Here is a 15,704-nt window from a genome sequence, read left to right as displayed (position 1 = left end):
TTGAAAATGACCTACAAATAAATGTATAGCCAAAAGTATTTAATAGCAAAAATATTTTTCAAATAAGGGTTTAAAATTTATCCCAATGCGTTACTATGACCACCTAATTTGGTAAGACCTTTATATTTGATACTCTGTATTAACACCCTAAGAAAAGGATAGGTTATGCGCTACGAAGTGATCGTTATCGGTGCAGGTATGGTTGGCACGTCAATCGCGTGGCATCTACAAAAAAATAACTCAAACGTATTACTCTTAGACAAAAATTGCCAGGGTCAGAGACCTCATATGGTAATGCCGGCTTGATTCAGCGCGAAGCCATTCATACGCATCCTTTTCCTCGTCAGCTGACAGAGATGATCCGAGTATTACCTAACCAAGGTACTGATATTCGTTATCGCATACCGGCAATTCTGCGTTATCACCAAGCGCTGCTACAGTACTGGAAATACTCAACGCCTGCGTCAGTCAAAAAAATCGAATCTGAGTGGCAGACCTTGATTGAGCATTGTACCAGTGAGCACCAAACCATGATTAGCGCCTCTGGTGCTGATGAGCTCATTACTCGTGATGGTTGGCTACAATTACATCGCTCAGAAGAGACTTTCAAAGAAGCGCAAGCATCCGCCATTGATGCACGTAATCAAGGGGTTGAGCACAATGTATTGAACCTTGAAGAGCTAAAAGCAATGGAGCCCCGCGCCAATTTTGACGGTTTCGTTGGTGCTATTCATTGGTTGAATTCATGGCAGGTATCAAACCCAAGCTCGCTGGTAAAAGCCTACGCAAAAAACTTCCAAGACATGCAAGGTACGATCAAAGAAAATGACGTCAAAGAAATCGTCAAAGAGGCGGATGGCTGGAAAATCACCACTGATAAAGATACCTATTATAGTGATAAATTGGTCATCGCAGCAGGTCCTTGGTCAAATGATTTGATCAGACCACTTGGTTACAATCTGCCATTGTTCCCAATGCGCGGCTATCATCAGCATTTCAAAGTGACAGACAAGAACACAATCCATCACAGTATGTTTGATATGGACAAAGGCTTTGTCATGGGGCCAATGCAGCAGGGTATCCGTATCACTACGGGTGCTGAGATGACTACCATGAATGCGCCAAAGAATTTTGGTCAATTACAAACGGTATTGAAGCTTGCAAGAAAAATTTTGCCATTAGAAGATGCGGTTGAGAGTGAAGCATGGGCAGGATCGCGTCCTTGTATGCCTGACATGAAGCCCGTCATCGGTCCTGCTGATAAGCATGACAACCTCTGGTTCGCATTTGGTCACAGCCATCAAGGCTTCACTTTGGGACCAATGACAGGGCGTCTGGTTGAAGAGATGATTCATAATAAGCCTGCATTGGTCGATCTTGCACCATTTAGTGCCCAGCGTTTTTCTAACTAAGCGCGACTTGACTGACTAAACACAGATTCAAATTAATAAAAAGGTATAGACATGATTAAGAAGCTACATAGCAATCAGCGCATGAGCAAAACGGTAATCCATAACCAGACGATCTATTTGTGTGGTCAGGTCGGTAATGCAGAAGACGATATCAAAGCGCAAACGTTGACGTGTTTGGAAAAATCCAAACGCTATTAGAAGAAGTGGGCAGCGACAAATCAAAGCTACTATCAGTCACCGTTTGGATCAAAGATATGGCGGATTTTGCTGCTATGAATGAAGTCTATGACAAGTGGTTTGAAGGCATACAGCCACCAGCGCGTGCTTGCGGCGAATCAGCATTGGCACGCCCTGAGCTATTGGTTGAGATGATTGCCATCGCTGCTGAGTAATAAGCGGCTCGTAGTACTTGTAGTATATGTATTAAATAGAAATAAAGAAGGCCATGATAGCGATATCATGGCCTTTTCTCATGCGTAGCAATAAGCCAACTCGATTATTGAAAAGGAATATGCTAGCTTTTTAATCCAAGCACGCGCCGTATAACGTCAGCGAAGCAATACAATGATTATTATAGGAATTAGCATTCTTTCCATACCGCTTGGCGTTTCTCAATAAAAGCATCAATCCCTTCACCCACATCGTCTGCCACCATATTGCAAGTCATGACCTCACTGGCATAGTCATAAGCGTCTTCGACACTCATATCCAGCTGCTTATAAAACATACAGAAGGTCATCTCTATCTAGAGTGGTGCCTAATTGAGTCATTTATCATCCTTGATAATGGGTTGGTTTATAGTTTTATATATAGCTGACTAAATAGTAGCATGGCTCATATTCTATACAATAGATGGAGCACATAGAAAGCGCATAAAAAAATAGCGCACTCAGGTGAGGGAGTACGCTATTGGTTTTTCAGTTAAATATAAGCTAAATTCATACTAAGCTGTATTTATACTGAACCTAGTATGCGCCTTCGCTATAGATAAGCTCGTAGCTATGGCTATATATCTCGACGATGTTACCGAACGGGTCTTCCATATAGATCATGCGATATGGCTTTTCGCCAGGGTAGTAGTAGCGTGGTTTTTCCATACGTTTTTTGCCACCTGCGGCAACCATACGCTCAGCCAGCGCTTCAACGTTTGGGTCTTGGACGCAGAAGTGAAAAATACCTGTTTTCCAGTATTCAAAGTTATTTTCAGGGTTTTCCTGATTTTTAAATTCAAAAATCTCAACACCGATACGGTCACCAGTGGAGAGGTGAGCGATCCGAAAGCGGCCCCAACCAGCACCGAATACTTCAGTGCACATCTTACCAATCGGGCTGTCATCTTCAATAATCTCAGTAGGCTCCATGATGGTGTACCAACCCAGCACTTCAGTATAAAATTTTACAGCAGCATCTAAGTCAGGGACTGACAGACCGATGTGCGAAAAGCTTCTGGGATAAACGTTGTTCATAGCTTGTGCTCCCTGTTTGCTGTACTCTTGTTTGACGTGAGGCCAGTATACAAACGCACTGTCATTATGTAAAATTATCAAATATTATAAAAATAAGTATGAAACGTAATGATTAATGTCACATGGCTACGCACTTTTTGTACGCTTGCCGAAGTTGGGCACTTTACTCGCACGGCTGAACGTCTATATATGACACAGTCCGGTGTGAGCCAACATATACGTAAGCTAGAAGAGCAGCTGGACACAGATTTGTTAATTCGACAAGGAAAGCAGTTCTCATTGACCAATGCAGGTGAGCAGCTTTATAAAGAAGCAGGCGAGATATTGCAGCGATTATCAAATTTAGAGCAGCGCATCAGTGAAGATCCGCCTTACGAAGGGCTAGTACGGTTGATGTCACCGGGTAGTGTGGGACTTAAGCTATACCCGCAGCTTTTGACCTTACAGCAACAGCACCCAAAGCTAGTGATTGATTATCGCTTTGCCCCCAATGCTGATATTGAGCAGGCATTGGCAAATCACGAGATCGATATTGGTTTTATGACGGACATCTCAGATGATGAAACGATTAGCTGCAAGCCTATGGCGCAAGAAGCATTGATACTCGTAACCCCTGCGACTACAGTAGAGCCGAGCTGGGAGCAGCTTATGGCACTTGGATTTATCGATCATCCGGATGGTGCCCATCATGCAGGCATGCTACTGACTGCCAATTACGAGCAATTCCAGCATATCAATGATTTTTGAGAAAAAAGGCTTCTCTAATCAGATTGGTCTAATTTTAGAGCCCGTCAGCAGGGGGAATAGGTTTTACTGTCTTGCCGGCGCATGCGGTGGCTGCTTATCCAAAGCCTGAGCTGATTAACAGTCATCATTTACCAGTTGCTGTTAGCGAAACGCTATATCTGGCAGTCAGACAACAGCAGGCACTTTCTAATAGAATGCATACGGTCATTAATGCAGTAAAAAAATGGCTATAGATATGTTGAGAGTGATAAATGTACAGCTAACAAAGGGTTTAATAACTGTACATTTAGTGAAGAAGGTTCATTGATAGATTGCGACTATCTCAAAGTCTGCCCAAGTTTGATACTTGCAGCGATATTAGCAGCAGTCGTTTCAATGTTGTTATAAGCAGAACCCAACACATTATCGATCGTATCTACTTTTTTGGATACTTGGCATCACAACATTGAACTGACTGGTCTGAGCAGGTTTTAGTCCGTCAACACTGCCGCAGATAGCGATAACAGGTGTGCGGCTGGCCTTAGCGATTTGGCTGATACCACCAGCGACCTTACCCATGGCGGTTTGCGCATCGAGCTTGCCTTCACCTGTGATGACAAGATCAGCCTCTGCGATATGCTGTGACAGGTGAGCCACTTCGGCAACCGTATCAAAGCCTGACTTCAGCTGAGCTTTAAAGAACGTCATCATCGCATAGCCAAGACCGCCTGCCGCGCCAGCGCTCTGCAACGTGTTGACAGTCTTCATAGCCATGCTGTCCACATATGGTCGCAAAGTGACTGAGCGCTTTATCCAAGGTATTGACTTGCTCCGGACAAGCGCCTTTTGTGGGCCAAACACAGCGCTGGCCCCAAGCAGACCACAGAGCGGATTGGTCACATCACAAGCAACCTCAAATACTGTGTCTGATATCTTTGTATGAAGGTTAGTATTATCGAGTTTATGTAAGCTGGCAAGTGCGCCACCACCATGAGTGAGCAGACTGTCATTGATATCATGAAATGTTATGCCTAACGCCATTAGCATGCCAAGGCCTGCATCATTGGTTGCGCTACCACCCAGACCGATGATGATGCGTTTAGCCCCTTCCTCCAAAGCATCAGCAATCAGCTCCCCAACGCCATAAGTGCTAGCAACGATAGGATTACGCTCATCAGCTGTTGGTAGGTGCAATCCGCAGGCTTGAGCCACTTCAATAACCGCCGTCGCATTGGGCAATAACAGATACTTGGCGATGATTGGTCTCATCAATGGATCATGCACTCTGACTTCTTTCCAGCGCCCACCCAAGACATAAGACAATACCGCTGAGGTGCCTTCACCGCCATCCGCCATCGGCAATAATTTGTAATCAGCATCTGGAAACACTTGACTAAAGCCAGATTGAACGGCGTGGCAAACATCGAGTGCTTCTAGGCTTTCTTTAAACGAGTCAGGGGCGATCAAAATTTTCATACGGCTCTCTTTGAATATCTTAATGACACGATCATCGCAACAGTGTCGTGTTTTAAAACGTTTACTTAGCAATAATCAAATAAACGTATATATACGTACCCAATCTCATGAACTAGATAAACACTAGGGTTAACAACCAGATAAATACGATGCTAGTCACCCTTGGATACCAGTGGCCATTGAGTGCGCTTTGTACGCTTGTGCCACGCTCATGCGACTAAACTGACTCACGATCCAAAGAAGCTATCATTGGCGTGAGATCGTCATGGCACCGGCACCAATTGCCATCACACAGAATACACGGCCAAGCTCACTGTCCAAGCCAATTTGGTTCAACAGTGGGGCAACCATAGCAGAGGTTGTGACCAATGCCACTGTGGTTGAGCCTTGTGCTGTTTTTAGCGCAGCAGAGACGATAAATGGCATAAAATACCTAAACCCAAGGCCGATAACGTTGAACCTAGATAATCGCCAATTGGCGTCACTTTTAGCATGGCACCAAATGCGCCACCAGCACCAGTGATCAGTAGGATAGGGGCTGCTACTACCAAACCTTGTGAGATACTATCGCTGATTTGCTGCGTTTTTGCTCTGAATCAATCAATAAAAACGATAAAAACAAACCAATCAACAATGCAGTCAGTGGATTACCGATGAATATCAAAACCTCTGCTAGCGTACCACTACCGAACGGTGCACTTGGGAAATTGGCAACCGACGACAGACAAATTAATATGATAGGCACAATGATAGGTAAAAACGCCATTGTTGCTGAAGGCAGTTTGCTGTAGTCATCGCGTGTTTTTATGCCTTCAGGTAGGGTCGCTGCTTGAGCATCTGTGGCATTGATATTATCAGGCGTGGCATTAAGAAAGCGATTCGACCACCACCAGCCGGCCAATACGGCAACAGCCGTGACAACCACACCGACCATGATGACCAAACCTAAGTTTGACTCTAGTCCTAAATTACCTGCCGCCGCGATTGGGCCTGGCGTAGGCGGTACGAAGGTATGAGTGGCGTATAGACCAGTAGCCAAGGCAATACTCATCGCGACACTTGATACATGTAATCGCTCAGCCAAAGACTCTTTTAAAGAGTTTAAGATAATGTAGCCAGAATCACAAAATACAGGCACCGAAACCACTGCACCGACGATAGACATGGTCAAAGTAGGGAAGCGTGGCCCCAATACTTTGATGACTGACTCTGCCATTACAATAGCCGCCCCTGTTTTTCGAGGATTAAGCCAATAATCGTACCAAACACAATCACAAGACCGATGTAGCCTAAAATACCACCGAAACCATCAGAGATTGTCTTTGCAACAGTGTTGAGCGGTACTTGGTAAAAAAGGGCAACCAAAAAAGCGGACAAAATCAACACTAAAAAGGATGCCACTTCAATTTTGCGGTAGCGAAAATAATAAAAAGAATGGTCAGCACAAGCCAAAATACAATCATCACTGTCTCAATATGGTTTATATCTTAATGAGTTATTCACGCAAACAGGCATCAATAACGATACGAAATTTTGAAGGGGCATATTTTATAGCAAATAGGGGGCACTAGGAAATACATTTGTCAAAGAGATGCTGTTTGTTATGGCGATATGAACATTTTCTGATGAGAGTAGTGGCATTCTTATGCCTGCAGAGTTATCGCTTTTCGATTTTCAGACCGCATTTAACCAAGGTTTTTCACTAAAAAAGACTGACCACTATAGATGGCCAGTCTTTTATAAGGTATCGCTTATTTTTTGTTCAAGATGAGTTTTATATAAACTCCAATCTAAGCAATCTTATCGAAGAACGCTTTATTGTCAGTAGCTATCGTAGAATCGAAGCTTACGTAAATACCTTTATCATCTAGCGTTGCATACCAGTGATCATCATCGCCGCTGGTCAGTATCTGAAAGTATTTGTCATTTACGATTCTACCTACCGTATAGATCTCACCCTCTGAATAGAAATCGTTACCTTTGACACAAAGTAGTTTATCGTCAGTGTTTATTTCATCAGTGTTAGTCATATTAAAGTACTCTATCAACGAAAAGTATAAAAATAGAAAAATCTTTCTACTCGTTATGATGAATACAATTATATAGACAGTATCTTGTTGGTTGGTATAGCATTTTTAAGTGAGTTGTTGCAAATGGTTACTGCAAGATATCATGCTGACAAATAGTATTGAATACAGCTTTTAGTAATCGATTGATACTTACAAGGCATCAAGAAAACTCTGATGTAATGCGAAAGTATTACGATCACATGTATAAAATATCGACATAAAAAAAGCCAGCAACACAAGGTCACTGGCTTTTTTTATAGACTGAGTCTAATTATCTAGAAGATTACTCTTCAGAATAATCTTCTTCAGCTTCTTCTTCGTCAGCTGAATCTTCGTTGTTACCATCTTCAGAAAGAATAGTAACTAAGATGCTAGCAGTAACGTCATGGTGTAGCTGAATATCAACATTGTATTCGCCAACTTGACGTAGTGTGCCTTCAGGTAGCTTGATTTCAGCACGGTCTACTTCTAAACCTGAGTTAGTCAATGCTTCAGCGATATCGCGAGTACCGATAGAGCCGAATAGCTTGCCTTCGTCACCTGATTTCGCACGCATGATAACATTAACGTCAGTTAGTGCATCAGCACGCTCTTGAGCAGTAGCGATCTCTTTTGCTTCTTCAGCTTCAAGCTCAGCACGACGTGCTTCGAACTTTTCAATGTTAGCTTTGGTCGCAGGTAGAGCGCGGCCTTGAGGGATAAGAAAGTTACGACCGTAACCTGGTTTTACATCGACAGTTTCACCGAGTTTACCAAGGTTGACGATACGCTGTAACAAAATAATTTGCATGAGTCATTCCTAGTTAGCGGTTAACCTTGATGGTTATCAGTGTATGGAAGTAGCGATAAATAACGAGCTTGCTTGATAGCAGTCGCTAGTTGACGCTGATATTTAGTAGACGTACCGGTAATACGGCTTGGTACGATTTTGCCATTATCACTAATGTACTGTTTTAGCAATTCAACATCTTTATAGTCGATGTGAGTGATGCCTTCAGCAGTGAAACGGCAGAATTTGCGACGGCGATAGAAACGTGCCATGAGTATTCTCCTTTAATTAGTCTTCACTGTTGTCGTTGTCGTCATTATCGTTTTCACGATTGTCTGGACGACGAGTAGTTGCTTTGCGTGCGCGTTTTTCATCGGCATTCTTGGCTAACTGCGACTCTTCAGTGATAGCTTCGTCACGGCGCATAACTAGACTACGAATGATCGCGTCGTTATAGCGGAATAATTCTTCAAGTTCAGCCAAAGTCTCGCCGTCAGTTTCGATGTTGAAAAGAACGTAGTGAGCTTTGTGAATCTTGTTGATTGGATAAGCCAATTGACGGCGGCCCCAATCTTCAAGGCGATGGATAGTACCACCGTTGTCTTGAACCAACTTGATATAGCGTTCAACCATGCCGACCACTTGGTCGCTTTGGTCTGGGTGTACAAGTAACACCAGTTCGTAATGTCGCATTATGACTCCTTACGGATTAGTAGCTATTAACCCTATGTTAATAGCAAGGAGATTTATAAGGTAAGCCCACGTTCTTAAAAATATAGTAAGAAATAAGCTTAGTTTATAAAGCGCCGTATTATAACAGCACTTGGCGCTTAACACAAAGGGTAATCACCAAGCGGCTGCCAATAAGATATAAAAAGATGGAAAATAAGCGTTACTCAATAAAAATGCTGCGATCTTGCGCAGCGTTTTTATCTGAAACAATATGGTGAATAAAATATTATTCAGATTTTGACTTTTTTACCAGTTGGCTACTGTCTGCTTTGACCACTAAAGTTTTGGCAAGTTTGTCATGCCAACCGATATTTTCAGGGCTTTTTGATGCCATATAATAATGGATAGCAATAATCACAAAACCCAAAAAGCTAGTAAACGAAAACAGTAAATTATAGATAATAAACAACAGTAACGTACGTGTACCGACCAGCTTGATAAACGAGGGTAGACGATGTGTGGTCTGATCCACAACCCGAATACCAGTGATTACTTTGCCTAGGGATTGACCACGCATGGTAATAAATACCAGCTGCAGTGCAAACAAGCCAAAAACCATGACTTGCGACATCATGAGCGTACTGCTTGGAATGCTTTCCATCAACGACATTGAATATTGATAGGCAGCGTCCATATTTTGGATGTTTTGAAACTTGGTATAGTCTACATCCATTTTGGTCAGTGCCATTACTAATGGCAATATGGCCAATACGTAAAGCAGGCCGTTGAGCGCGGTTGCCAATATGCGTGACATAATCGGCGCCAGTACCACATCACCAATGACTTTATCATTATCTGCGACCGTCTTTTTGAGAGCAGTTTTGTTTAATGAGACATTGTTGTGCGGCGTTTGATGACGATTGGTCGTCATATCGGCCTTCACATTTTTAGAACGTTCAGGCTTGCCATATAGTCTATCTAATGATATTGAATTATTATCTTTAGTATTGCTGGTATCTTCAGGGAAGACGGTCACATTATTGATAATAGAATCATTCGCATCAGGAGTAGTAGCACCAGTCGGTCGATAGACCGTTTGATTATTGGTCACATTTCCTACGCGCTGCCACTGATCTAAGCCTTCATGCCAGATTAAATCATCAAGCAATACTTCGCCTGATGCCAGCATGATATTAAGCTGCTCCAGATTGTATGGACCAGCTTGTACGTTATTTCGAGCAAGGAAAATCTGCATAGTTGCCTGCATAGTTAGTCATGTCTTAAGACATTATATTAGGGTCTATTTGAAAAATCAAATAGACCCTAATAGTGGTATCTTTAATGACTGTGTGAGTTACCGCTGCGACTGAACGTAACGGTCTACTTTTCTTCACCAGCTAGGAAGAACCAAGTATCTAGCACAGAATCAGGGTTCAATGATACCGAGCTGATACCTTGTTCCATTAACCAGAACGCTAGATCTGGATGGTCTGATGGGCCCTGACCACAGATGCCAACATATTTGTTTTGCTTACGGCAAGCGTCGATAGCCATAGTGAGCAATTTCTTAACAGCAGTGTCACGCTCATCAAACAGATGTGAGACGATACCTGAGTCACGATCAAGACCAAGCGTTAACTGAGTCAAATCGTTAGAGCCGATTGAGAAACCATCGAAGTACTCTAGGAACTCTTCTGCGAGTAACGCGTTGGTTGGTAGCTCACACATCATGATGATGCGTAGACCATTTTCACCGCGTTTTAGACCATTTTTCTCAAGTAACTCGATTACTTGCGCCGCTTCACCAGTGGTGCGGACGAATGGAATCATGATCTCAACGTTGGTTAAGCCCATCTCATCACGAACACGTTTTAGCGCTTTACACTCAAGCTCAAAACAGTCACGGAAGTTGTCAGAGACATAACGGCTAGCGCCGCGGAAACCAAGCATTGGGTTCTCTTCTGATGGCTCGTACAGCTTACCACCAAGCAAGTTAGCATATTCGTTTGATTTGAAATCTGACATACGAACAATAACTGGCTGATCCATAAAGGCAACGGCTAGGGTTGAGATACCTTCAACCAATTTATCAACATAAAAGTCAACAGGTGAGGCATAGCCTGCGATACGCTCTTGAATGGCTTGTGAGATCTCACGTGGCAAGCTGTTCATGTTTAGCAGCGCTTTTGGATGCACACCGATCATACGGTTGATAATAAACTCTAAACGCGCAAGACCAATACCTTCGTTTGGCATCTGGGTGAATGAGAAGGCGCGATCTGGGTTACCAACGTTCATCATGACTTTGAATGCAAGCTCTGGCATAGACTCAACCGAGTTGGTCTGTACTTCAAAGTCAATCTGGCCTTCATAAATAAAACCAGTGTCGCCTTCAGCACAAGACGCAGTCACGTCTTGACCATCGACTAGCAGTTCAGTGGCGTTACCACAACCAACGATGGCGGGCACACCTAACTCACGCGCGATAATGGCTGCGTGACACGTACGACCACCACGGTTGGTGATGATGGCAGAAGCGCGCTTCATGACTGGTTCCCAATCTGGATCAGTCATGTCTGATACCAGAACATCGCCTTCTTCTACTTTGTCCATCTCGTTTAGGTGAGTAACGATACGTACTTTACCCGAACCGATGCGCTGACCGATTGAACGACCTTCACACAATACTTTTGCGCCAGTCGTGTCGATGACATAACGCTCCATGACATTGCTGTCTTGGCGACTCTTAACGGTTTCAGGACGTGCTTGAACGATAAAGATTTCACCGCTATCACCGTCTTTTGCCCATTCGATATCCATCGCGTGGCCATAATGCTGCTCGATGGTTACTGCTTGCTTGGCAAGAGAGGTCAGCTCTTCGGTAGTCAAAGAGAACTGCATGCGATCTTGTTTTTCAACATCGACCGTTTTCACTGATTTTGCGGTGCTGCCTTCATCACCATAAACCATTTTCTTGTGTTTGCTGCCTAGGTTACGACGAATAACGGCAGGCTTACCATCAGCGAGCAGACGTTTTGAGATGTAGAATTCGTCTGGGTTGACCGCACCTTGTACAACCATTTCGCCAAGACCATAGCTTGACGTGATGAACACGACTTGATCAAAACCGCTTTCGGTATCCAGCGTGAACATAACACCAGCAGCACCAGTCTCTGAGCGCACCATACGCTGTACGGCAGCGGACAATGCCACACCTTCGTGCTCAAAACCTTTGTGTACACGGTAAGAGATTGCACGGTCGTTATATAGCGAGGCAAATACTTCTTTAATAGCAATTAGGACGTTATCAATACCGCGAATGTTCAAGAAGGTTTCTTGTTGACCAGCAAATGACGCATCTGGCAAATCTTCAGCAGTCGCAGAAGAGCGTACAGCAACAGCGATGTCTTCGCCGCCGCTCATGGTTTCGAACGCTTGACGTACTTCTTGCTCAAGATCTTTTGGCAATTCTTGCTCAATAATCCAAGTACGGATCTTTTTACCAGTCGCCGCAAGCTTATTAACATCATTGACATCCAATGTGTTTAGCTCGTTGTTGATTTTTTCTAATAAGCCTGTTTCTGTCAAAAGCGATTGAATGCGTTTGATGTGGTGGCAAAGCCGCCTGGAACACTAACGCCTAAATCAGAAAGATGGCTGATCATCTCGCCAAGTGAGGCATTCTTGCCACCAACCATTTCGATGTCGTCTTTTCCTAGCTGATCAAGATTGATTACAAGTGCTGTAGATTGCGCTGCCATGATAACTCCAGAAAATAAGGTTATTTAGTAAAGATTATAACGGTGAATTATACCGCCATATTAGGGGAGGGAATTCGAGGGGTTTTACCAAAAACTTGTTAAAAATACACAAATTGTAGGATTTGCTACACAGAGTAAGGCCAGTCTAATCAAGTTTCGTATTTACTCAGATGAAAAATATCATTGCTAGTGACGATGTTATGCGCTTTCAAAAGCCAATTACTGCATAAAATAGACGTATTCAAATAAGCCATATTTAGAGTATTTTTATAATTTATGTTTCAATCTTATGTTTATATATAGGAAATGCTATAAAAAATGCCTTGATGAGAGGTGGATTGGTTATGACGACAAGATGAAAAACAATGTTGGTGCTAAGTGTACGCCTGTAACATTAATTTCTATTAACAAGCTAATATGCGTATAATGTAGCGGATAGATAAGTGATGCATATGGCTATATAAATATGCAATAGCAGCGCTGCCATCGTTCTGCATTTACAAGAGATAAGGCAGCCAAAGTTAGATAATTGCTATTAGATCAATACTAAAAATGAAATGAAGATCATTATTGAGCTTTCAACCGAGGTGTCAACGTTATGTACTCAAGCAATCCATCTGAACAAGTCAAGTCCACTATCCAAAATCGTCATGCGCTAAACTTGGACAGCTCACAAGCCATCAGAACGGCATTTTTTATCTCAGATGGCACCGCAATTACGGCTGAGACCCTCGGACGCGCTATTTTGAGTCAGTTTGCCTCGGTCCCTTTTGAGACAAGAGTGTTGCCATACGTCGATAGCTTAGAGCGTGCCGATGATGCCGTAGAGCAGATAAACATGGCGTATCAACGTGATGGGTCGTTGCCGTTGGTGTTTGATACGATCGTCAATCCAGAGATTCGTGAAAAAATCAATTCAGCACACAGCTGTAATTTGGATATGTACGAAGGGTTGATTGGCCGCGTTGCAGAAGAGACTGGCGTAGAGCCAGATGGTCATTCAGGTCATGCGCATGATGATGTCGACTCTGAGACATATAAAGAGCGTATCGATGCAGTCCATTTCGCCTTAGACAATGATGATGGCGCACGTACTCGTCATTATAATGCAGCAGATATTATTTTGGTGGGTGTGTCACGCTCTGGTAAGACACCGACTTCTCTATACTTAGCATTACAATTCGGTATTCGCGCCGCTAACTATCCTCTGACCGAAGATGATTTGTACGACAATCAACTACCAAAAGCTCTGCGTGACCATAAAGACAAACTGTTTGGTTTGCTCATTGATACCGATCGCTTGGTAAAAATACGCCAAGAGCGCCGTGCGGGCAGTCGTTACTCAAGTTATCAGCAATGCCAGCAAGAACAGCGCGCGATACAGGGAATTTATATCACGCATGGTATCCCAAGTTTGGATGTATCAGAGATGTCTGTTGAAGAAATCGCCACGCGTATATTACAGATGACAGGTCTTAAACGCCGCATTGGGTAATGGACTATTAATTTTATAATATGTAATCGTCATCAAGTTTGTAAAAAGTCTATTCATACCTTATGGTGAGTACAACTTTACTAAGCTGCTTGGATATTAAAAATATTAACTCGTGCACATAGATATTAATAGAGCAAACAATACATAAAGAGGACATGATGGTAAGTAAAAATATAAGTGACGCAACCAATGATACTGGTAAAGACGTCCATACTGAAGTATCGAATAAAACTAATGGTCGTTCGCCCAATCCTGAGCATACTGAAGGTAAAGACACAAAACAGAAAATCGAGCAGACTCATGAGCAGGTCACTGAAGATATCATGCATTACCCTGATCTCATCAACCCGCTTGATGACACTCGTATTGATATCAAATCTGGATTTACCAAAGATTCTCGTCGACTAAAAAGTGACGATCACGAGTATGAGTATGATGCGGTGGTTTTAGGTGCAGGTCCTGCTGGTGAAGCCGCTGCCATGAAGCTGACCAAGTCTGGTAAAGAGTGGTCGTCGTCGATCCGCGTGATCAAGTAGGAGGTAACTCTACTCACGTCGGTACAATTCCTAGTAAAGCATTGCGCCAATCAGTATTTAACTTGATTAACTTCCGTCGCGACCCGATGTTTACCAAAGCGATGGAGTATAAGCAAGTTCCGCTAAATGAAGTATTGGCTAAGGCGCGTCAAGTAATCCGTCGTCAAGTCAGTACGCATACCCGTTTTTATGAGCGCAACCGTATCGAAGTTATTCAAGGTTGGGCAAGTTTTATTGACGCTCATACGCTGCGCATTGAAGTCGACGACAATATCTACGAAACTATTACTTTCAATAAAGCCATCATTACTGTCGGTAGTCGTCCTTACCGTCCTGATATTTTAGACTTTAAACATCCACGCGTTTTTGACTCTGACAAAATCTTGCAAATGGATTATGTCGTCAAAAAAATCATCATCTATGGTGCAGGGGTGATTGGCTGTGAGTATGCTTCTATTTTTACAGGACTTGGTTATAAGGTTGATCTTATTAACAACCAAGATCAGCTACTGAACTATTTGGATAGCGAAATCAGCGATGCGATCGCGCATGACTTTAGACAGTTCGGTGTGCTTATCCGTAGTAACGAAGAGATTGATCATCTTGAGACTCATGATGATTATGTGGTTTTGCATTTAAAGAGCGGCAAGCGCATCAAATCTGATGCCATTCTTTGGTCAAATGGTCGCTCAGGTAACACCGAAGGCCTGAATTTAGACGCCATTGGGCTAAAAGCAAACGGCCGTGGTCAGTTAAAAGTAGATGATACTTACTGTACGGACGTCGACAATATCTATGCGGCGGGCGACGTAATCGGTTGGCCATCACTAGCTTCTGCTGCCTATGACCAAGGTCGCTGTGCCGCTGCTTTTATGGTTGGTGACAGTGATGCGGAACCAGTATCTAGTGTACCGACTGGTATCTATACCATTCCTGAAATCTCTTGTATCGGTAAAACAGAGCAGGAGCTAACAGATGAGAAAGTTCCGTATGAAGTGGGTCAAGCGTTCTTCAAACATCTGGCACGTGCCCAAATCATTGGTGAACGCTCGGGTGTCCTAAAGATATTGTTCCATCGTGATACGTTGGAGATTTTAGGCATTCATTGCTACGGGAACCACGCTTCGGAGATTATTCATATCGGTCAGGCTGTGATGAAGTGTAAGAGCAACAATACGCTTGAGTACTTTGTAAATACGACCTTTAACTATCCAACGATGGCAGAAGCATACCGTGTGGCTGCGCTTAACGGTTTGAACCGAGTATTTTAATGTTTAAAAATGACTCAAAGTAAAAGTGTTATATGTATAAAAAAGCGCCTG

The 15,704-nt window shown here is 43.1% G+C and carries 13 protein-coding genes and 4 pseudogenes; 7 read left to right on the top strand and 10 right to left on the bottom strand.

Annotated features, from left to right (window positions below):
• Nucleotides 1–165: 165 nt before the first annotated feature.
• From PKHYL_RS10440 to PKHYL_RS10430, 3 genes and pseudogenes are all read left to right on the top strand, one after another.
• A pseudogene (locus PKHYL_RS10440) lies at nt 166–1,412 on the top strand (NAD(P)/FAD-dependent oxidoreductase).
• 51 nt (nt 1,413–1,463) lie between these two features.
• Entirely contained in the window at nt 1,464–1,610 is a 147-nt protein-coding gene (locus PKHYL_RS10435) for a hypothetical protein (RefSeq protein WP_240365094.1), read from the top strand.
• On the top strand, nt 1,583–1,804 hold the full coding sequence (locus tag PKHYL_RS10430; protein ID WP_240365093.1) for a RidA family protein: 222 nt from the start codon (nt 1,583–1,585) through the stop codon (nt 1,802–1,804). The genes PKHYL_RS10435 and PKHYL_RS10430 overlap by 28 nt, the downstream gene beginning before the upstream one ends.
• A gap of 188 nt (nt 1,805–1,992) precedes the next feature.
• Here PKHYL_RS10430 and PKHYL_RS17645 read toward each other — a convergent pair whose 3' ends face one another.
• Both PKHYL_RS17645 and PKHYL_RS10425 read right to left on the bottom strand, forming a co-directional pair.
• Nucleotides 1,993–2,118 carry a hypothetical protein gene (locus PKHYL_RS17645; protein WP_257785220.1) on the bottom strand — a complete coding sequence of 42 codons (126 nt, stop codon included), beginning with the start codon at nt 2,116–2,118 and terminating at the stop codon, nt 1,993–1,995.
• Between the two features lie 259 nt (nt 2,119–2,377).
• Entirely contained in the window at nt 2,378–2,878 is a 501-nt protein-coding gene (locus PKHYL_RS10425; RefSeq protein ID WP_071001310.1) for a lactoylglutathione lyase family protein, read from the bottom strand.
• 108 nt (nt 2,879–2,986) lie between these two features.
• Here PKHYL_RS10425 and PKHYL_RS10420 point away from each other — a divergent pair, with 108 nt between their 5' ends.
• Complete coding sequence (locus tag PKHYL_RS10420; RefSeq protein ID WP_240365092.1) at nt 2,987–3,625, top strand: LysR family transcriptional regulator; 639 nt, start codon at nt 2,987–2,989, stop codon at nt 3,623–3,625.
• A gap of 71 nt (nt 3,626–3,696) precedes the next feature.
• The gene (locus PKHYL_RS10415) at nt 3,697–3,858 is read left to right on the top strand and encodes a hypothetical protein (RefSeq protein WP_240365091.1); all 162 of its coding nucleotides are present in this window, start codon (nt 3,697–3,699) and stop codon (nt 3,856–3,858) included.
• A 169-nt stretch (nt 3,859–4,027) separates the two neighbouring features.
• Here the strand turns inward: PKHYL_RS10415 and PKHYL_RS10410 are convergent, their stop codons facing one another.
• The 8 genes and pseudogenes from PKHYL_RS10410 to ppsA form a co-directional block, all read right to left on the bottom strand.
• The gene (locus PKHYL_RS10410; protein WP_240365090.1) at nt 4,028–5,080 is read right to left on the bottom strand and encodes a glycerate kinase; all 1,053 of its coding nucleotides are present in this window, start codon (nt 5,078–5,080) and stop codon (nt 4,028–4,030) included.
• A 246-nt stretch (nt 5,081–5,326) separates the two neighbouring features.
• A pseudogene (locus PKHYL_RS10405) lies at nt 5,327–6,466 on the bottom strand (GntP family permease).
• Nucleotides 6,467–6,870: 404 nt separating this feature from the next.
• Nucleotides 6,871–7,110 (bottom strand): hypothetical protein, encoded by a 240-nt coding sequence (locus PKHYL_RS10400; RefSeq protein WP_093070989.1) that lies wholly within the window; start codon nt 7,108–7,110, stop codon nt 6,871–6,873.
• Nucleotides 7,111–7,432: 322 nt separating this feature from the next.
• Nucleotides 7,433–7,939, bottom strand: coding sequence for a 50S ribosomal protein L9 (rplI, locus tag PKHYL_RS10395; RefSeq protein ID WP_093070991.1), 507 nt, complete (start codon nt 7,937–7,939; stop codon nt 7,433–7,435).
• A gap of 20 nt (nt 7,940–7,959) precedes the next feature.
• The gene (gene rpsR, locus PKHYL_RS10390) at nt 7,960–8,190 is read right to left on the bottom strand and encodes a 30S ribosomal protein S18 (protein WP_010198808.1); all 231 of its coding nucleotides are present in this window, start codon (nt 8,188–8,190) and stop codon (nt 7,960–7,962) included.
• Nucleotides 8,191–8,206: 16 nt separating this feature from the next.
• Nucleotides 8,207–8,611, bottom strand: coding sequence for a 30S ribosomal protein S6 (gene rpsF, locus PKHYL_RS10385; protein WP_071001316.1), 405 nt, complete (start codon nt 8,609–8,611; stop codon nt 8,207–8,209).
• A 265-nt stretch (nt 8,612–8,876) separates the two neighbouring features.
• Nucleotides 8,877–9,857, bottom strand: a complete 981-nt coding sequence (locus PKHYL_RS10380) for an RDD family protein (RefSeq protein ID WP_093070994.1) — start codon at nt 9,855–9,857, stop codon at nt 8,877–8,879.
• 113 nt (nt 9,858–9,970) lie between these two features.
• Nucleotides 9,971–12,351, bottom strand: a pseudogene (gene ppsA / locus PKHYL_RS10375) (phosphoenolpyruvate synthase).
• A 598-nt stretch (nt 12,352–12,949) separates the two neighbouring features.
• Here ppsA and ppsR point away from each other — a divergent pair.
• The gene (gene ppsR, locus PKHYL_RS10370) at nt 12,950–13,846 is read left to right on the top strand and encodes a posphoenolpyruvate synthetase regulatory kinase/phosphorylase PpsR (protein WP_071001320.1); all 897 of its coding nucleotides are present in this window, start codon (nt 12,950–12,952) and stop codon (nt 13,844–13,846) included.
• A 158-nt stretch (nt 13,847–14,004) separates the two neighbouring features.
• Nucleotides 14,005–15,653 (top strand): annotated as a pseudogene (sthA, locus tag PKHYL_RS10365) (Si-specific NAD(P)(+) transhydrogenase).
• The last annotated feature ends 51 nt before the right edge of the window (nt 15,654–15,704 follow it).

Source organism: Psychrobacter sp. KH172YL61, from assembly GCF_007182895.1.
Taxonomy (GTDB): Bacteria; Pseudomonadota; Gammaproteobacteria; order Pseudomonadales; family Moraxellaceae; genus Psychrobacter; species Psychrobacter pacificensis.
The sequence above is the reverse complement of the archived record's forward strand: the minus strand, read 5'-3'. Positions and strand labels throughout refer to the sequence as shown.